At 74.0% G+C, this 16735-nt stretch carries 20 protein-coding genes and 1 pseudogene; 17 read left to right on the plus strand and 4 right to left on the minus strand.

Annotated features, from left to right (window positions below):
• Positions 1-290: 290 nt before the first annotated feature.
• The 6 genes from ACFVQG_RS32890 (at position 291) to ACFVQG_RS32915 (ending at position 4280) form a co-directional block, all read left to right on the plus strand.
• Positions 291-752 carry an ATP-binding protein gene (locus ACFVQG_RS32890; protein ID WP_383390554.1) on the plus strand — a complete coding sequence of 154 codons (462 nt, stop codon included), beginning with the start codon at positions 291-293 and terminating at the stop codon, positions 750-752.
• Entirely contained in the window at positions 730-1170 is a 441-nt protein-coding gene (locus tag ACFVQG_RS32895; RefSeq protein ID WP_383390557.1) for a hypothetical protein, read from the plus strand. The genes ACFVQG_RS32890 and ACFVQG_RS32895 overlap by 23 nt, the downstream gene beginning before the upstream one ends.
• A 90-nt stretch (positions 1171-1260) precedes the next feature.
• A complete protein-coding gene (locus ACFVQG_RS32900) occupies positions 1261-1689 on the plus strand; it encodes a hypothetical protein (protein WP_383390560.1) in 429 nt (142 codons plus the stop codon).
• Between the two features lie 180 nt (positions 1690-1869).
• Positions 1870-2655 (plus strand): sulfotransferase family protein, encoded by a 786-nt coding sequence (locus tag ACFVQG_RS32905; protein WP_383390563.1) that lies wholly within the window; start codon positions 1870-1872, stop codon positions 2653-2655.
• Positions 2652-3038, plus strand: coding sequence for an adenylyl-sulfate kinase (locus tag ACFVQG_RS32910; protein WP_383390566.1), 387 nt, complete (start codon positions 2652-2654; stop codon positions 3036-3038). Before ACFVQG_RS32905 ends, ACFVQG_RS32910 begins: the two co-directional genes overlap by 4 nt.
• 138 nt (positions 3039-3176) lie before the next feature.
• The gene (locus tag ACFVQG_RS32915; protein ID WP_383390746.1) at positions 3177-4280 is read left to right on the plus strand and encodes an acyltransferase family protein; all 1104 of its coding nucleotides are present in this window, start codon (positions 3177-3179) and stop codon (positions 4278-4280) included.
• A gap of 21 nt (positions 4281-4301) precedes the next feature.
• On the opposite strand, the gene ACFVQG_RS32920 is transcribed toward ACFVQG_RS32915, so the two are convergent.
• Positions 4302-4574, minus strand: coding sequence for an META domain-containing protein (locus ACFVQG_RS32920; protein WP_383390569.1), 273 nt, complete (start codon positions 4572-4574; stop codon positions 4302-4304).
• 220 nt (positions 4575-4794) lie between these two features.
• Here ACFVQG_RS32920 and ACFVQG_RS32925 point away from each other — a divergent pair, with 220 nt between their 5' ends.
• Positions 4795-5790 (plus strand): PP2C family protein-serine/threonine phosphatase, encoded by a 996-nt coding sequence (locus ACFVQG_RS32925; RefSeq protein WP_383390748.1) that lies wholly within the window; start codon positions 4795-4797, stop codon positions 5788-5790.
• Here ACFVQG_RS32925 and ACFVQG_RS32930 read toward each other — a convergent pair.
• Positions 5781-5888, minus strand: coding sequence for a hypothetical protein (locus tag ACFVQG_RS32930; RefSeq protein WP_383390571.1), 108 nt, complete (start codon positions 5886-5888; stop codon positions 5781-5783). The genes ACFVQG_RS32925 and ACFVQG_RS32930 overlap by 10 nt on opposite strands.
• A 13-nt stretch (positions 5889-5901) precedes the next feature.
• Between ACFVQG_RS32930 and ACFVQG_RS32935 the strand changes: the two are divergent.
• The 3 genes and pseudogenes from ACFVQG_RS32935 to ACFVQG_RS32945 form a co-directional block, all read left to right on the plus strand.
• Positions 5902-6183 (plus strand): annotated as a pseudogene (locus ACFVQG_RS32935) (LLM class flavin-dependent oxidoreductase); the annotation flags it as partial.
• A gap of 38 nt (positions 6184-6221) precedes the next feature.
• Complete coding sequence (locus ACFVQG_RS32940; protein ID WP_383390574.1) at positions 6222-6779, plus strand: LLM class flavin-dependent oxidoreductase; 558 nt, start codon at positions 6222-6224, stop codon at positions 6777-6779.
• Entirely contained in the window at positions 6776-8083 is a 1308-nt protein-coding gene (locus ACFVQG_RS32945; RefSeq protein ID WP_383390576.1) for an FAD-binding oxidoreductase, read from the plus strand. Before ACFVQG_RS32940 ends, ACFVQG_RS32945 begins: the two co-directional genes overlap by 4 nt.
• 6 nt (positions 8084-8089) lie before the next feature.
• On the opposite strand, the gene ACFVQG_RS32950 is transcribed toward ACFVQG_RS32945, so the two are convergent.
• Entirely contained in the window at positions 8090-8461 is a 372-nt protein-coding gene (locus tag ACFVQG_RS32950) for a winged helix-turn-helix transcriptional regulator (protein WP_383390579.1), read from the minus strand.
• Positions 8462-8590: 129 nt separating this feature from the next.
• Here ACFVQG_RS32950 and ACFVQG_RS32955 point away from each other — a divergent pair, with 129 nt between their 5' ends.
• The 3 genes from ACFVQG_RS32955 to ACFVQG_RS32965 all read left to right on the plus strand — a co-directional run bounded on the left by ACFVQG_RS32955 (position 8591) and on the right by ACFVQG_RS32965 (position 11229).
• Complete coding sequence (locus tag ACFVQG_RS32955; protein ID WP_383390582.1) at positions 8591-9235, plus strand: FMN-dependent NADH-azoreductase; 645 nt, start codon at positions 8591-8593, stop codon at positions 9233-9235.
• 77 nt (positions 9236-9312) lie between these two features.
• A complete protein-coding gene (locus ACFVQG_RS32960) occupies positions 9313-10755 on the plus strand; it encodes an amidase (protein ID WP_383390584.1) in 1443 nt (480 codons plus the stop codon).
• Between the two features lie 27 nt (positions 10756-10782).
• A complete protein-coding gene (locus ACFVQG_RS32965; RefSeq protein ID WP_383390587.1) occupies positions 10783-11229 on the plus strand; it encodes a type II toxin-antitoxin system PemK/MazF family toxin in 447 nt (148 codons plus the stop codon).
• Here the strand turns inward: ACFVQG_RS32965 and ACFVQG_RS32970 are convergent.
• Positions 11214-12050, minus strand: a complete 837-nt coding sequence (locus ACFVQG_RS32970; protein ID WP_383390588.1) for a TIGR02452 family protein — start codon at positions 12048-12050, stop codon at positions 11214-11216. The two genes, ACFVQG_RS32965 and ACFVQG_RS32970, sit on opposite strands and share 16 nt — an antisense overlap.
• 295 nt (positions 12051-12345) lie before the next feature.
• Here ACFVQG_RS32970 and egtA point away from each other — a divergent pair, with 295 nt between their 5' ends.
• Genes egtA through egtD form a run of 4 tightly spaced genes read left to right on the plus strand, consistent with a single transcriptional unit; the run spans position 12346 to position 16728 of the window.
• Complete coding sequence (gene egtA, locus ACFVQG_RS32975; RefSeq protein ID WP_383390591.1) at positions 12346-13641, plus strand: ergothioneine biosynthesis glutamate--cysteine ligase EgtA; 1296 nt, start codon at positions 12346-12348, stop codon at positions 13639-13641.
• Entirely contained in the window at positions 13638-14969 is a 1332-nt protein-coding gene (egtB, locus tag ACFVQG_RS32980) for an ergothioneine biosynthesis protein EgtB (protein WP_383390593.1), read from the plus strand. The genes egtA and egtB overlap by 4 nt, the downstream gene beginning before the upstream one ends.
• On the plus strand, positions 14969-15760 hold the full coding sequence (egtC, locus tag ACFVQG_RS32985; protein ID WP_383390595.1) for an ergothioneine biosynthesis protein EgtC: 792 nt from the start codon (positions 14969-14971) through the stop codon (positions 15758-15760). The genes egtB and egtC overlap by 1 nt, the downstream gene beginning before the upstream one ends.
• On the plus strand, positions 15757-16728 hold the full coding sequence (gene egtD, locus ACFVQG_RS32990; RefSeq protein ID WP_383390598.1) for an L-histidine N(alpha)-methyltransferase: 972 nt from the start codon (positions 15757-15759) through the stop codon (positions 16726-16728). The genes egtC and egtD overlap by 4 nt, the downstream gene beginning before the upstream one ends.
• Positions 16729-16735: the final 7 nt, after the last annotated feature.

Here is a 16735-nt window from a genome sequence, read left to right on the forward strand (position 1 = left end):
TCACAGTAGGGCCTACCGACTCGGCTGCCGAACAGGCAGACACCGCGGCCCGGTTCGGGGGGAGGGGCTGTGTGCGGGCATACGAAAGGCGTACGGCAATGGCTCCGCCCTCCCTCTCCCGGCCACCGGCCCGACTGCCCGACGACCAGGGCCGGTTATCCAGCCCCTCTCCCCCGCCGGGTCTCCCCGACCGGCCACCCGGAGGCGAGCACCACGGTCGACTCCCCGGGCCCCAGGGCCCCGACCGGCTCGCCTCCGGGGCTCAACCGCCGCGCCGGGCGCAGACGTTCGTGCTTCCGGGGACCCCGGAGGCGGCGGGCCTGGCCCGCAGACAGCTGCGCGCCCTGCTCACCGCGTGGCACATCGGCGCCGAGGCCCATGACAACGCTGTCCTCGTCGCCTCCGAGCTGGTCGGCAACGCCATCACCCATTCGGCGAGCGAGCGGATCGTGTTCCGGGTGCAGCACAGCGCCACGGGCGCGCTCCGCATCGAGGTCGAGGACCAGAGCCGCGGCCTCACCTGCCCGAGCCTCAAGCAGTCCGGCCCCGACGACCAGGGCGGGCGCGGTCTCTTCCTGGTCGAGGCGCTCAGCACCGCCTGGGGCGTCCTGGACCTCCCGCACCGCCCCGGTCGCACGGTCTGGGCCGCGCTGCCCCCCGAGGCACCGTCCCCCAGTGCACCCGCACGCGCCCGGCCCACCCCCCACTCGGCCGAAGGAGTCCTCTCCCATGGACCGAACGCACAGCCCTGACCTGCCCTGTCCCCGCTCCGCCGCCCGCCCGCACCACCGCCCCGCCCGCGCCTTGAGAATCCCCGCCCAACTGCCCACGACCCTCGGATACGACGCCGTCGGCACCCCCCGTGAGCACGGCGAGCGCATCCTGTCCTGTCTGCCCCGCGTCGGCTGCGTCTCCGCCGACGACCGGCGCTGGTGGTGGATCGTCCCCGCCGGATCCCACATCGGCGTGGACTGGCCCCCGACCGTCCACTACGCCGTCGGCGCCCAGCTCTCCGACCCGTCCTGGACGCCCACCCGCCCCCGCCCCGTCCCCCACCTCATCCACACCCCGGACGCGGGCTCCCCCTACACCCCGCCCATCCCCCTGTACTTCCTCGCCTGCCGCCTGACGGGCAGCGCACCACGCTGGTCGCTGACGTCTCCCCACTGACGCCCGGCCCGCGGGCCGCGTCGACCGCCCTCGGCATCGGCCGTCCCTCTAGGCTGTGCGCCGGTTCTTCGCGGCGAGGAGCGTGGCGCAGTGGCCAGACGAGAGCACGGTGACAACGGGGGCGTCCCGGACGAGGTGTGGCGGCGGTTCGCCGAGGCCTGTCGTGCGCCCGGGGGCCCGCGGGCGCCGAGGGAGCCGTCCGCGCGGGAGCGGGCGGCGGGGGCGCGGGTGGAGCCGGAGCCGGTGGAGGCCGTCGGTGAGCTGTGGCGGCCCGCGGAGGCGCGGGACGCCCCCGCCTGGCGCGAACTGGACGGCCGGGGCCGCCGTCGGCTGGTGTACCGCGCGCTCGCGGCTGCCGCCGCGGTGGTGCTGTTCCTGCTCGTGGTGGCCGGTGGCCCCGGCAGCGGGCCGGACGGCTACGAGACACCCGGCGGTACGACGGTCCAGCAGTCGGAGGACGCCCCCGCCGAACGCCCCACCACCGCCGAGGAACTGCCCGACGCACCTGGCTCCGGGTGAGGATGTGGCGCTCGTACTGTCGCGTATGTCCCACCATGCACGGCTCCCCTCGCCCACTCCGGGCCGCCCCGCCACTCGGAAGCAGTATGGTCGGGTGGATTCAAGGGGGAGGAAGACCACGTCGCACGCGGTAAGGCAGGAGGATCAGCCATGGCCCGGACCGGCACGGAAATCCGTCGAGTGGCCCGTGGAGTCAAGCGGCGCATACGGAGGCTGGCGGAGCCCCCGGTTCCCCAGTCGGCCCACCGGCTCGTCCCCGAACCGGTGTTCATCATCTCCTCCGTGCGCTCCGGGTCCACCCTGCTGCGGGTCCTGCTCAACAGCCACCCCCGGATCCGCGCCCCGCACGAGATGCATCTGCGCACCCTGACGGTCGACCTCAGCAAGCCGTACACCAAGAAGGCGATGGCCGAACTCGGCCTCGAGCAGCGGGAGTTGGAGTATCTGCTGTGGGACCGCGTGCTGCACCGGGAGCTGGTGCGCAGCGGGAAGCAGATCATCGTGGACAAGACGCCGGGCAACGCCGGGGTGTGGGAGCGGCTGCACGAGGCCTGGCCGAAGGCCCGGTACATCTTCCTGCTGCGACACCCGGCGTCCATGGTGAGTTCGCTGATCAACAACCGCCCGGACCGGGACACCGAGGCGACGGTGAGGGAGGTGCGCGGCTATGTCGAGGCCGTCGAGGCGGCCCGCACCGCGCTGCCCGGACTCACCGTCCGCTACGAGTCGCTCACGGAGAGACCCACCGAAGTGACGCAGGAGATCTGCGCCTTTCTCGGGGTGAACTGGACATCGCGGATGCTGGATTACCGCAAGGAGGACCACGGGCCCTTCGTGCCGTTCATCGGCGACTGGAGCGAGAACATCAAGTCCGGGAAGATCCAGCGGGCCCGCCCGCTGCCCGACCCGGAGGACGTTCCGGTGCCGCTGCGCGAGATCACGCGCGCCTGGGGATATCCGAGTTGACCGCCCGCAGTGACCGCGGCGGGGTGCGCTGCCGGTGCACCTGCCCCGGCGCCACGGTATGGGTGACGGGCGACTGCGCGGCCGACCGGCTGGCCGCCGCCTACGCGCTGGCCGAGCGGCTGCACGCGGAGCGGCGCCGCGTCGAGGTGCTCGACCGGTTCGACGACCTGGGCACCGACGCCCGCCGCGTCGGGCTGATCGCGGAGGTGCTGGCCCGCAACGGCGTGGTGGCCGTGGTCCCCTGCGCCCCGCGCACGATGGCCGCCGTACGCGCCCGGCACGCGGCGAGCGACACCCGCTACCTCGAGGTGTGCGTCGACGGGCGGCGGAGCCCGCAGGAGTCGGCGCTCGCGGTGCACGGACGGCTCGCCGGGCGCCACTGAGGCCCGCTGCCCCGCTGTGACCTCCTAGGTTTACTCGGCGGGAAGGCCGTGGCTAGGGTGACCCGGTGTTTGCCCGCCCGTCACGTACGCAACTCCAGTAAGAGGTGTTCTGTTCTGTCTGGGTTCCCCCAAAAAGGAATCGTTAGCGACACACTGCCGCGCGGCACGGGGCAGGCACCGCCACCACCGGCGGCCTCCGGCGCGCCCGCGGACCGGGCGGCCAGACCGGGCGGCGGCAAAGGACGGGACGCGTTCTTCGACAACGCCAAGTACCTCGCGATCGTGCTGGTCGCGATGGGGCACGCATGGGAGCCGCTGCGCGGCGGGAGCCGCACGGTCACCGCGCTGTACATGCTCGTCTACGCCTTCCACATGCCCGCCTTCATCATCATCTCCGGCTACTTCTCCCGCGGCTTCGACGCGGCCCCGGGACGCGTGAAGCGGCTGCTGACCGGTGTGGCGGTGCCGTATGTCGTCTTCGAGGTGGCGTACACCCTCTTCACCCGCTGGGCCGACGGCGAGCCGGACCGCCCGATCAGCCTGCTGGACCCGCTGTACCTGACCTGGTTCCTGGCGGCGTTGTTCATCTGGCGGCTGACCACCCCCATCTGGAAGGTGGTCCGCTGGCCGCTGCCGATCGCGCTGGCGATCGCCATGCTGGCCACGCTCTCCCCCGAGATCGGCAAGGACCTCGACCTCCAGCGGGCGCTGCAGTTCCTGCCGTACTTCGTCCTCGGCCTGCTGCTGAAGCCGGAGCACTTCCAGCTGGTACGCCGCCGTGCGGCGCGGATCGCGGCGGTGCCGGTCTTCCTGGGCGCGGCGGTCACGGCGTACTGGGCGGTGCCGCGGATGAACTACGCGTGGTTCTTCCACCGCAGCAGCGCGGCGGAACTGGCCGCCCCTGCCTGGACCGGGCCGCTCATGACACTCGCGCTGTTCGGCTGCTGTCTGGTCCTCGTCGCCTGTTTCCTCGCGCTGGTGCCACGGCGCCGGATGTGGTTCACCGCGCTGGGGGCGGGCACCCTGTACGGCTATCTGCTGCACGGCTTCTTCATCCAGGCGGCCAACCACTGGGACTGGTCCGACCACACCTGGTTCCACCAGCCCCTGGGCAAGATCACCGTCACCCTGGTCGCCGGGGCGGGCGTGACCCTGCTCTGCACGCCGCCGGTGCGGCGGGTCTTCCGCGGTGTGATGGAGCCGAAGATGGCGTGGGCGTTCCGCCGGAACCAGGACGCCTGAACCGGCCTTCCCCGTTTCGCCTCAGCGGGCCGCGCCCTGCGTGGCCCGCAGGACCATCCCGTCCCCGTCCGCACCGGTCAGGACGAGCCTGGCGGCGTCGCCCCCGATCCGCAGCGGGCCCTCGGCCCGGGGGAAGTACCGCGCGAAGTCGTCGTAGCAGGCGATCGCGGTCGACGTCAGAGTGTTGAAGGTGACGGTCCCGGCGGCCTCGTCGGTCTCGGTCCCGCCCCTGAAGTGGTTGCAGCCGTCGGCTCCCGAGACGGTGCCCCGCTCCTCGTCGGGCCGGACGTTCACAGGGCGTTCGGGAATCGGTCGTGCCCCACCTCCTCGTTCGGGAACGGGACCGGGAAGGGGACCGTCTGCAACGATGGACCCAGCTCCGTGCGGAGCATGTGAGGGGCAGGGGCGCTGGTGGTCCGTCCCCGCTCGCGGGGTGTGGGGAACGGCCGCCGGTGGAGGGGATGTGCCCGAGGAGAACGGCCGACTCGCCGTGCTGTCCACCCTGCCGTTCGCCATGATGGCGGTGGTGTCCTCAGTGGACGTCGCCATAGGACCGGCGGTGGGGCTGCTCCCGCTGGTGGCGCTCGGTCCCGCCTTCGCCCCGCTGGTCGGCGACTGGCGGCGCACCGTCTGCGTCGGCGTGACAGCGCTGCTGCTCACGGTCGCGCTGGGCCTGTACGACGACCTCTTCGAGGGCGTGCGCGGCTATGTGAGCGTCGTCTCCGTGATCGGGGTGACGGCGGCGGGCCTGGTCGCGGTGGCGATGCGGCAGCGGCGCGAGGCGGAGCTGGCCAGCGTGCGGTCGATCGCGGAGGCGGCGCAGCGGGTGCTGCTCAAGCCGGTGCCGCGGTTGGCGGGGCAGCTGCGGGCGGCGGTGTCGTACACGTCGGCGGTGGCCGAGGCCCGTATCGGCGGTGATCTGTACGAGGTGGTCGCGGCCCCGCAGGGCGTACGGGTGATCGTGGGCGATGTGCAGGGCAAGGGGCTGGAGGCGGTGGAGACCGCGGCCGTGGTGCTCGGGGCGTTCCGTGAGGCCGCCCTGGACGAGGCGGATCTGACCGGGGTCGGGCGGCGTCTGGCGCGGTCCGTCGACCGGCAGTTGGAGGGCGAGAAGTTCGTCACCGCGATCCTCGCCGAGGTGACCGACCACGAGGTGACCTTCCTCAACCACGGCCACCCGGCGCCGCTGCTGATCCGTGCCGACGGCTCCGCCGCGCTGCCCGAGCCGGAGGCCTACGCCCTGCCCCTCGGCCTGGGCGCGCACGGCCCGTCCGCACCGCGGCCGTTCCGCGCCGACTTCCGGCGCGGGGACCAACTGCTGCTCTACACCGACGGCATCACCGAGGCCAGGGACGGCTTGGGCCGCTTCTATCCGTTGACCGAGCGGGCCCACCTGCTGAAGGAGCACGACCCGGAGGCCGCCCTGGAGACCCTGCGGCAGGACCTCCTCCAGCATGTGGGCGGCCCGCTCCAGGACGACGCGGCGATGCTGCTGCTGCGTTACCGCTGAGGGCCCGGGCCGGTGCGGCGCAGGCTCCACCGGGCCAGTGGCTGGAGTGCCTCCAGGAGCGACCGGCCGTCCGGGGACAGCCGGTAGCGGATCTGCACCGGCGTGGTCGGGATGACGACGCGCTGGATCAGGCCCGCGGCCGCCGAGAACCTGCCCCAGACCCGTGAGCTGGCCCGGCTGGCCGAGGCCCGCGGTCTGGACCACGTGGCCGTGCAGGACCACCCCTACCAGCCCGGCCACCTGGAGACCTGGACGCCGATCTCGCACCTGGCCGGGATCACGGACCGCGTCGCCTTCCTCACCGACGTCGCCGACCTCCAGCCGCGCCCACCGGCCATGCTCGCCAAGGCCGCCGCCTCGCTGAGCGTGATCACCGACGGCCGCATCCAGCTGGGCCTCGGCGGGGCGGCATCCCGGACGCCATCGCCTCGATGGGCGGCCCCGCCCGGCGCGGCGCGGACATGGTCGCCTTCGCCGAGGAGTCCCTCACGCTGTTGCGCCGGGCGCTGGCCGGAGGCCCGGTGCGGCTGCGCACCCCCCGGCACAGCGTCGGCGGCCACCACGCCGGTCCGGTGCCCCCGAAGCCCATGGAGCTGTGGCTCGGCGCGCGGAAGACCAGGATGCTCCAGGTGACGGGCCGCGCGGCGGACGGCTGGATCTCCCCGCTGAACCTCTATGTCACGCCCCCCGAGGTGCCCTCCCGGCAGCGGATCATCGACGACGCCGCCCTGGCCGCCGGACGCGACCCCCGGTCGGTCCGCCGCGTCTACAACGTGATCGGCGCCATCGGCGACCACCGCGGCGGACCGGGCCTCGTCGGCGGCACGGACCGCTGGGTGGACGCCCTCACCGGCTGGGCCGTCGACCTCGGCTTCGACACCTTCGTCTTCTGGCCGGTCGCCGAGCCCGACCGTCAGCTCTGCCTCTTCACCGATGAGATCGTGCCCGCGGTCCGCGAGCGCGTGGCCGCCACGAGGAGCGGACGATGACCTTCGACCCGGGCACCGTGCCCACCGCACTCGACGGCAGACTCGTCACGCCCGACGACCGCCGCTACCACCTGCTGCGCTCCACCTACACCACCGTGGGCCGCCCGGCCGTCGTCGCCCTGCCCGAGTCCGCGGCCGAGGTCGCCGCCGCGCTGCGGCTGGCCCGCGACCAGGGCCTGCCGCTGGCCGTCCGCAGTGGCGGGCACGGCCTGGCCGGGACCGGCACCAACGCGGGCGGCCTTGTCATCGACCTCAGCGCGATGCGCCGCGTGGACGTCCTCGACTGCGCCACCCGTCGGGTACGGGTGGCGGCGGGCGCCCGCTGGGCGCGGGTCGCCCAGGCGCTCGCCCCGCACGGGCTGGCGATCAGCTCGGGCGACCACGGCAACGTGGGCGTGGGCGGGCTGGCCACCGGCGGCGGCATCGGCTGGGCTGTACGGCACTTCGGGCTGACCGTCGACCGTGTCCGCGCCGTCGAGGTGGTGCTGGCCGACGGCGCCCTGGTCCGTGCGGACGCGGCCACCGAGCCCGATCTGCTGTGGGTGATGCGCGGCGCCGGGGCGGGGGCGGGGATCGCGGTGGCCTTCGAGATCGAGGCCGTGGAGCTGCGCACCGTCGGCCACGCGCAGCTCGCCGTCGCCGTCGACCCGGCCGGGGAGACCCTGCGGCGCTGGGAGGAGGCCGTCGCCCGGTCGCCCCGGGAGCTGTCCAGCGCCGTGCTGCTGACGGCGCGGGGCGCACAGCCCGTCGCGTTCGTCACCGCGGTGGTGGCGTCCGACGACCGGGCCCTGATCCGCGAGGCCGTCGAGCCGCTGCTCGGCATCGGCGACGTCCTCGGGCAGCAGGCCCACCAGGTGCCGTACCCCGAGCTGGTGTCGACCGCGCATCCGCACGCCAACACCGGGCAGATGCCGTCACTCACGACCAGCGGCCTGCTCCCGGAGATCGGCCCGGACGCGGCCCGCGCCCTGGTCACGGCGGCGTCCGGACCCCAGCCCGCGCTGATCCAGCTGCGTTCACTGGGCGGCGCGACGCACGACCCGGCGCCCGACGACATGGCGTTCCCGCACCGCCACCAGAAGACCCTGGTCGTCGCCTCGGTGTTCCCGCCGGACGACCGGGACACGCTCACGCGCGCGGCGGACGGCGTCCTCGCGCACGCCGACGGCGCGTATGTGAACTTCGAGAGCCACCGCGACGCCGACTCCTTCGCCCGCGCCTACCCCGGACCGACCGGCTCCCGGGTCACCGAGCCGTGGAAGCGCTACGACCCCGAGGGCGTCCTGCGTCCAGGACGGACCTGAGCCCGGTCACTTCCCGCCCGACTCCACCAAGGACTTGGTCTCGGGCAGATGCTTCTCGGCCCACTTCCCCAGTTCCCTGATCGCGGGTTCCAGGGCGGCTCCGGGCTCGGTGAGCGTGTACGAGACCCGCAGCGGCGGGCCCTCGTAGACCTCGCGGACCACGAGCCCGGCGGCGCCGAGTTCGGTCAGACGGTCGGAGAGCATGCGCTCGCTGATGCCGGGGATCGCCCTGCGCAGCTCGGCGAAGTGCGTGGGCTGCTCCATCAGCACGGCCACGATCGGCCCGGTCCAGCGCTTCCCCAGCAGTTGGAAGACCCGGGTGATGGCGTCGTCCACCTGCTTGCAGGCTCCGGCGGTGTGGTTCTGCTCGACCGTCATGGCTCCAGCATACTGTCGGGCGTAGGAGGTGAAAAAAAGTAAGCACCTGTGTAATCTGAAGTCACGCACGAAAAAGCGAACCCTCTGGTCGCCCCGGCGTCCAGGGCACCCCCTTACTTGGAGAAACGCATGACCACGCTGCTGCACATCGACTCGTCCGTCTTCCCGGGCGACGCGTCCGCCTCCCGGACCGTGGCGGAGACCTTCCGCCGGACCTGGCAGGAGCAGCACCCCGACGGCACGGTGGTCTACCGCGACCTCGCGAAGGACCCGGTCCCGCACCTCACCGCCGACGCCCACACCGCGGGCTTCGCCGATCCCGCCGAGCACACACCCGAGCAGGCCGCGGCCTTCGCCCGGCGGCTGGAGCTGATCAGGGAGCTGGAGGAGGCCGACGCCGTCCTGATCGGCGCGCCGATGTACAACTTCACGATCCCCTCGACCCTGAAGGCCTGGCTGGACAACGTGATCCTGTTCGGCCGCACCGCGGGCGAGACCCCGTCCGCGAAGGGCACTCCCGTCACGGTCATCGCCAGCCGCGGCGGGTCCTACGCCCCCGGCACGCCCAAGGAGCCGTACGAGTACGTGCAGAACTACCTGACCGCGGTCCTCACGGACGCCCTGGCCATGGACACCGAGTTCATCGTCCCGGAACTCACCATGGCCCCGCACAACCCCGCGATGTCCGAGCTGATCCCCCTGTTCGAGGCCTCCCGGCAGCGCGCCCACGAGCACGCGGCCACCAAGGCCCGCCAGCTGGCGCGGGCGAGCTAGCGGATCCTCAACGGCCGGTTCCGGCAAGGCCTTTCTGAGGTTACTGTCCGGTAGACCCCTGACTGCCGGAGGCCCGTATGACGTTCGACCCCGCCGTGACGGGACTGACCGGGACCGCCCGGGCGCTGGCCGACGGCCAGGTGACCGCGCGGGCGCTCGCGGAGAGCGCGCTGGCGCGGATCGCGGCGACGCAGGGCACGGTCAACGCCTTCCGGATCGTGCGGGCCGAGGCCGCGCTCGCCGAGGCCGACGCCGCCGACCGGGAACTGGCCGCCGGGGGCCGCCGTCCGCTGCTGGGCGTGCCGGTGGCGGTCAAGGACGACATGGACGTGGCCGGTGAGCCGACCGCGTTCGGCTGCGCCGGGGACTTCCCGCCGGTCCCGGCGGACGGGGAGGCGGTACGACGGCTGCGCGCGGCCGGAGCGGTGATCGTCGGGAAGACGAACACCTGCGAGTTCGGGCAGTGGCCGGTCACCGAGGGGCCCGCGTTCGGCGCGACCCGCAACCCCTGGAGCCCGGCGCACACCCCGGGCGGCTCCTCCGGTGGTTCGGCGGCGGCGGTCGCCGCGGGCCTGGTCCCGGCCGCGCTCGGCTCGGACGGCGCCGGTTCGGTGCGGATACCGGCCGCCTGGACCCATCTGGTCGGCATCAAGCCACAGCGCGGCCGGATCTCGACCTGGCCGCGCGGTGAGTCCTTCCACGGCATCACCGTCAACGGCACCCTGGCCCGCACGGTCGCCGACGCGGCCCTGCTCCTGGACGCCGCGAGCGGCAACCACCGGCACGATCCGCACCAGCCCCCGGCCGTCGACGTTTGTGCCGCCGTCGGCCGCGATCCCGGCAGGCTGCGCGTCGCCCTCTCCCTGAAGCCGCCGTTCACCGCGCTGCCCGCCCGGCTGCACCCGGAGATCCGGGCGCGGGTCGTCGCGCTCGCCGAACGGCTGGCGGCGGCGGGGCACACCGTGGCGGAGGCCGACCCGCCGTACGGGCAGATCGGGCTGGCCTTCGTACCCCGGGCCACCGCCGGGATCGCCGAGCGGGTGGGCGAGGCCCCCTTCCCCGCGCTGCTCGACCGGCGCACCCGGGGGGCGGCCCGGCTGGGGCGGCTGCTCGGCGGGGCTCCGCTGCGGGCGGCGCGGCGCGCCGAGGGCGTCCTTCAGCGGCGTATCGGCGCGTTCTTCTCGTCGTACGACGTGATCCTGGCGCCGACGACGGCCGGGCCGCCGCCCCGGATCGGGGCCCTGCTCGACCTCGGCGGATTCGCCACCGACCGGGCCGTGATCACCGCCTGTCCCTACGCCTGGCCGTGGAACGTGCTGGGCTGGCCCGGCGTCGGTGTCCCGGCCGGTTTCACCGGCGACGGGCTGCCGGTCGGGGCGCAGTTGCTCGGGCCCGCGCACAGCGAACCGCTGCTGGTGTCGCTGGCCGCGCAACTGGAGGCGGAGCTGCGGTGGCACGAGCGGTGGCCGCCGCCGCGCGGAGCTGACGCGGCATCGAGTTCCGTCCCCGGGTCCCCGTGATCGGCGCCGCCCTCTACGGTGATTCCCGTGACTGCGCTGACCGATGAGAACGCCCCGGGCCGCCATGGCCCCACCGCCACCACCGAGGCCGACCCGCGCGAGGTGGGCCGGGTGCGCACCGAGTACTCCCCCGCCTACGACGGCGATCCCGACCCCGGGGAGATCGTCTGGACGTGGGTCCCCTATGAGGAGAACGACGGGCGCGGCAAGGACCGGCCGGTCCTGGTGGTGGCCCGGGAGGCGGCGGGCACCCTGCTCGCCGTCCAGTTGTCCAGCAAGCGGCACGACGGCGAGCGGGACTGGGTGCCGATCGGCAGCGGGCCGTGGGACCGGTCGGGGCGGGAGTCCTGGGTGGACGTGGACCGGGTGCTGCGGCTCCATGAGCAGGGGATGCGGCGGGAGGCGTGCGCGCTGGACCGGATGCGGTTCAACTCGGTGCGGCACCGGCTGAAGGAGCGCTACGGCTGGAGCTGACGCTCCGGGAACGCCCGTTCGAACGCGGCCCGCACGCTGTGCCCCGGTGTGCGGTCCAGGACGCCGAAGACCACCTCGGCGAACGTCCCGGCGAACCGTCCGTCCGACGTCAGCAGCGCCCGGAAGGCGCCCGCGACCCGCGCCGGGTCGTTGCGGAAGACGCCGCAGCCCCAGGCGCCGAGGACCAGGCGGCGGTAGCCGTGGCGGGCGGCGACCTCCAGGACCCTTTCGGCGCGGCGGGCGAGGGCGGCGGGCAGTTCGGGGGCCCGCTCCGGGGTCCGGCTCAGCACCACGCCCGCGTTCGGTGCGGCGGCGGTGAGGAAACCGGCGGTGTACGGCTCGGCGAGGAGACGGCCGCGGTCGTCGCGGAAGACGGGCACGGCGGGTGAGTGGATGACACGGTCGGTGTAGAACGCGTCGCGGTGGGCGCGGTGGTGGTCGTAGAACTCCGGGGCCCTCAGCTGGCAGGTGTAGAGCGCGGAGGCACGGCACAGGGCCTCCTCCTGCGCCTGCGCGCCGTTGAGGTAGCCGCCGCCGGGATTGCGGGCCGAGGCGAAGTTCAGCACCGCCAGCGGGCCGGGGTCTGTCGTGAGCATCCTGTGGGCGGCCTCCAGGCTGCTCTCGCCGGTGACCTCGAAGGACGTGTCCGCGCGGGGGACCTCCGGGACCGGCACCGGGTCCGGGCCGTGCATCCGGGTGCCCCGCCGGGCCGCGTCGATCGCCGCGGCGAGGGACACCTCGCGCCCGTCCGGCGCGCGGTAGCCGCCCGCCGCGACGATCTCCTCGGTCTCCCGCGCGATGCCGCGCAGGCGCGCGCTCATGGCGCCACCCCCGTGGGCGCCACGCCCGCGCGCCCCGCGGACGTATCGGTCGTCGCCATGTCCCCCGTCGTCTCCCCCGTCGTGCTCATGAACGCATCGTGAGCGATGCTGGTCCTGCGGTGCAACAGAGTTTCCCGGCCGCCGGAAAGGTTCCGGAGGCCGGTCGTCCGGTCCTGAAAGTCCACCTTGCCCCCTTGTGCGGGACGGCGCGACGGTCTTGGGTGGGACGGGTGTGCCGGTCGGGCCCCACCGGGTCCTGACCGGCGGCATGGTGGAATCTCAGGAGGATCCCGACATGTCCGATGCAAGAAGCGCTCCCTCGGGGAGTGGCTGTACCGATACCCGTACCGCTGTCACCGAAGCCGAGGTGGAGGCCCTGGTCCGGGGCATCTGCTTCAAGACCGGACCGCCTCGCTCCCTCGGGGTCGAAGTGGAATGGCTCGTCCAGGATCCGCGGGCACCGCGGCTCCCCGTCTCCCCCGAACGTCTCGAAGCGGCCTACGCCGCACTGCGGGCCGTGCCGCTGGAATCGGCGCTCACCGTCGAACCAGGTGGCCAGCTGGAACTCAGCTCGCCGCCCGCCGCCTCCCTGATGGAGTGCGTGGGCACCGTCTCCGCCGACCTCGACGCCGTCCGCGCGACATTGCGCGCACACGGCCTCGCCCTCCTCGGCATCGGCCAGGACCCCTGGCACCCGCCCCGTCGTTTCCTGCGCCAGCCGCGGTACGACGCCATGGAGACCTGTCTCGACCGCACCGGCCCCGCCGGGCGCGCCATGATGTGCACCTCCGCCTCCGTCCAGGTCTGTCTGGACGCGGGCACCGAGGAGCCCGGCCCGCTCGGGCACGTCCGCCGCTGGTGGCTGGCCCACCATCTGGGCGCCGTCCTGGTCGCGGCGTTCGCCAACTCCCCGCTCGCCGCCCGGGAGCCGACCGGCTGGCGCTCCACCCGGCAGCTGACCTGGATGGAGATCGGCACCGGCCGGGCGGGCGCGCCCCCGCTGGACACCGACCCGCGCGGCGCCTGGGCGCGGCACGTGCTGGACGCCCCGGTGATGTGCGTACGGCGGGACGGCGGGCCGTGGGAGGTGCCCGAGGAGCTGACCTTCCGGGAGTGGACCCGGTCGGGCGGGCCCCGGCCGCCCACGCCGGACGATCTCGACTACCACCTGACGACGCTCTTCCCGCCGGTCAGACCGCGTGGGCATCTGGAGCTGCGCATGATCGACGCGCAGCCGGGTGAGCACGGCTGGATCGTGCCGCTCGCGGTGACGGCCGCGCTGTTCGACGACCCGCAGGCCGCCGAGACCGCCTACCGGACCGTGAAGCCGCTGGCCGAGCGGACCCTGGGGCTGTCCGCGCCGCACAATCCGCTGTGGATCGACGCGGCCCGGCAGGGGCTCGCCGACCCCGAGCTGCACGAGGCGGCCGTGACCTGCTTCGCGGCGGCTCTGGCGGCGCTGCCCCGGCTCGGGGCCAGCGCCGATGTCATCGCCGCCGTCACCGCGTACCGGGACCGCCATGTCGTGCCGGGCCGCTGCCCCGCCGACGAACTGCTGGACGAGCTGCACGGGAAGGACCTCCGCACATGACCGAGCACGCCATCGACCCCGCCACCGACGCCGAGGCGCTGCGGGAGCGTGCGCTGGCCTCGCTGCTCACCGCCCGGGACCGGACCACCCTGCTGACGTCCTGCGTCGAGGAGCCGGACCTCACCGCCCAGCACTCGCCGCTGATGTCCCCGCTGGTGTGGGACCTCGCCCACATCGGCAACCAGGAGGAGCAGTGGCTGCTGCGGGCGGTCGCCGGGCAGGAGGCGATACGGCCCGAGATCGACAGCCTGTACGACGCCTTCGAGCATCCGCGCGCCGAACGGCCCCGGCTGCCGCTGCTGCCGCCCGAGGAGGCCCGCAGGTACGCGGCCGAGGTGCGCGGGCGGGCGCTGGACGTGCTGGAGCGGGCCGCGTTCGAGGGGACGCGGCTGACGGAGGCGGGCTTCGCCTTCGGCATGATCGCCCAGCACGAGCAGCAGCACGACGAGACGATGCTGATCACCCATCAGCTGCGCAAGGGCCCGCGGGCCCTGACCGCCCCGGACCCGGAGCCCGTGCCGCCGTTCACCGGACCGGCCGAAGTCCTGGTCCCCGGCGGCCCGTTCACCATGGGCACCTCCACCGAGCCCTGGGCGCTGGACAACGAACGGCCCGCGCACCGCCGTGAGGTGGCGCCGTACTGGATCGACACCACGCCGGTGACGAACGGCGCGTACCAGGCGTTCATCGAGGACGGCGGCTACGGCGATCCGCGCTGGTGGACGGCGGAGGGCTGGGCGCACATCCGGCGCCACTCCATCGAGGCGCCGCTGTTCTGGCGCCGGGACGGCGGGCAGTGGCTGCGGCGCCGGTTCGGCGTGACGGAGGTGGTGCCGCCCGAGGAGCCGGTGCTGCACGTGTGCTGGTACGAGGCCGACGCCTACGCCCGCTGGGCCGGACGTCGGCTGCCGACCGAGGTGGAGTGGGAGAAGGCGGCCCGCTTCGACCCGGCGACCGGCCGCTCCCGGCGCTACCCGTGGGGCGACGCCGACCCGGCGCCCGAGCACGCCAACCTCGGTCAGCGGCATCTGCGCCCGGCCCCGGCGGGCAGCTACCCGGCCGGGGAATCACCGCTGGGGGTGCGGCAGTTGATCGGCGACGTGTGGGAGTGGACGGCGAGTGACTTCCTGCCGTACCCGGGCTTCACGGCGTACCCGTACAAGGAGTACTCGGAGGTGTTCTTCGGGCCCGACCACAAGGTGCTGCGCGGGGGTTCGTTCGCGGTGGACCAGGTGGCCTGCCGGGGCACCTTCCGCAACTGGGACTATCCGATCCGGCGGCAGATCTTCTCCGGCTTCCGCACCGCGCGTTCGGCGGCGACCGCCTGATGTGCCGTCATATCGCCTACGTGGGACCCGAGGAGCCGCTCGGCAGGCTGCTGGTGGAGCCCCCGCACGGCCTGTACCGGCAGTCGTGGGCACCCCGGCGGCAGCGGTACGGGACGGTCAACGCCGACGGCTTCGGCGTCGGCTGGTACGCGGCGGGCGACCCGGTACCGGCCCGCTACCGCCGCGCCGGGCCGATCTGGGCCGACCTGTCGTTCGCGGACCTGGCGCGGGTGGTGCGCTCCACCGCGCTGCTGGCCGCCGTCCGGGACGCGACCCTGGCGGGCGCGGACGCGGAGGCCGCGGCGGCGCCGTTCGCCGCCGGGCGCTGGCTGTTCAGCCACAACGGCGCGGTCACCGGCTGGCCGGGCTCGCTGGCCGCGCTGTCCCGGACGCTGGCGCCGGAGGACCTGCTGTCCCTGGCGGCCCGCAATGACTCCGCGCTGGTCTGGGCGCTGGTCCTGGCCCGGCTGCGGGCCGGGGACGACCCGGGCCTGGCGCTGTCCGACACGGTCCCGGAGGTCGCCGCGGCGGCCCCCGGCTCCCGGCTCAACCTGCTGCTGACCGACGGCACGACGATCGCCGCGACCGCCTGGGGCGACACGCTCTGGTACCGCGCGCTGCCCGGCGGCGGCACGGTCGTCGCCTCCGAGCCCGCCGACGACGAGCCGCACTGGCAGGAGGTCCCCGACCGCACCCTGCTCACCGCGAGCCGCACCGAGGTGCGGCTCACCCCGCTCAAGGAGCCGAGCGACGCCTCGGCCTCCGCCCCGCCGAAGGAGCCCCGCACGTGAGTCCGTTCCTTCTCACCCGCACCCTGCCCGAGGACGCCACCGACGCCGCGCTGCGCGCCGATGTCCTTGCGGGCCTGACGAGCACCCCCAAGACGCTGCCGCCGAAGTGGTTCTACGACGCCCGGGGCAGCGAGCTGTTCGAGCAGATCACCGAACTGCCCGAGTACTACCCGACCCGCGCCGAGCGGGAGATCCTCATCGACCGCGCCGACGCCATCGCCGAGGCGGCCCACGCCCGCACCCTGGTGGAGCTGGGCTCCGGCTCCTCCGAGAAGACCCGCTACCTGCTGGACGCGCTGACCGAGCTGGGGACCCTGGAGACGTATGTCCCCGTCGACGTCAGCGAGAGCGCCCTCACCCAGGCCGGGCAGGCGCTCGTGGCCGAGCGGCCGGGGCTGCGGGTGCACGCCCTGATCGCCGACTTCACCGCCGGGCTCCGGCTGCCGGAGGTGCCCGGGCCCCGGCTGGTGGCGTTCCTCGGCGGCACCATCGGCAATCTGCTGCCCGCCGAGCGCGCCGTGTTCCTCGCCGCGGTCCGCGCCCTGCTCTCCCCGGGCGACGCCCTGCTGCTGGGCACCGACCTGGTGAAGGACGAGGGTGTCCTGGTGCGGGCGTACGACGACGCGGCGGGGGTGACGGCCGCGTTCAACAAGAACGTCCTGGCGGTCGTCAACCGTGAGCTGGGCGCCGACTTCGACCCCGACGCCTTCGACCACGTGGCCCTGTGGGACGCCGGGCAGGAGTGGATCGAGATGCGGCTGCGCGCCCGCGGCGCCCAGACCGTGAAGGTCCACGCGCTGGACCTCGCCGTGGACTTCGAGGCGGGCGAGGAGCTGCGCACCGAGGTGTCGGCGAAGTTCCGCCAGGACGGCGTGCGCGCGGAACTCGCGGCGGCCGGTCTGGAGCTGACCCACTGGTGGACGGACGCCGAGGGCCGGTTCGCGCTGTCGCTCAGCGTGGTGCCGTAGCCGTCCC

It is taken from the genome of Streptomyces sp. NPDC057877 (assembly GCF_042796855.1).
Lineage (GTDB): Bacteria > Actinomycetota > Actinomycetes > Streptomycetales > Streptomycetaceae > Streptomyces.

Excerpts from the sequence above, each read along its gene's own strand:
- ACFVQG_RS32960 (WP_383390584.1), top strand. The coding sequence starts at position 9,313 with ATGACGTTCGACCCCGCCGTGACGGGACTGACCGGGACCGCCCGGGCG.
- ACFVQG_RS32925 (WP_383390748.1), top strand. The coding sequence starts at position 4,795 with ATGATGGCGGTGGTGTCCTCAGTGGACGTCGCCATAGGACCGGCGGTG.
- ACFVQG_RS32895 (WP_383390557.1), top strand. The coding sequence starts at position 730 with ATGGACCGAACGCACAGCCCTGACCTGCCCTGTCCCCGCTCCGCCGCC.
- ACFVQG_RS32970 (WP_383390588.1), bottom strand. The coding sequence starts at position 12,050 with ATGAGCGCGCGCCTGCGCGGCATCGCGCGGGAGACCGAGGAGATCGTC.
- ACFVQG_RS32940 (WP_383390574.1), top strand. The coding sequence starts at position 6,222 with ATGGGCGGCCCCGCCCGGCGCGGCGCGGACATGGTCGCCTTCGCCGAG.
- ACFVQG_RS32950 (WP_383390579.1), bottom strand. The coding sequence starts at position 8,461 with ATGACGGTCGAGCAGAACCACACCGCCGGAGCCTGCAAGCAGGTGGAC.
- ACFVQG_RS32945 (WP_383390576.1), top strand. The coding sequence starts at position 6,776 with ATGACCTTCGACCCGGGCACCGTGCCCACCGCACTCGACGGCAGACTC.
- egtB (WP_383390593.1), top strand. The coding sequence starts at position 13,638 with ATGACCGAGCACGCCATCGACCCCGCCACCGACGCCGAGGCGCTGCGG.
- egtC (WP_383390595.1), top strand. The coding sequence starts at position 14,969 with ATGTGCCGTCATATCGCCTACGTGGGACCCGAGGAGCCGCTCGGCAGG.
- egtA (WP_383390591.1), top strand. The coding sequence starts at position 12,346 with ATGTCCGATGCAAGAAGCGCTCCCTCGGGGAGTGGCTGTACCGATACC.
- ACFVQG_RS32955 (WP_383390582.1), top strand. The coding sequence starts at position 8,591 with ATGACCACGCTGCTGCACATCGACTCGTCCGTCTTCCCGGGCGACGCG.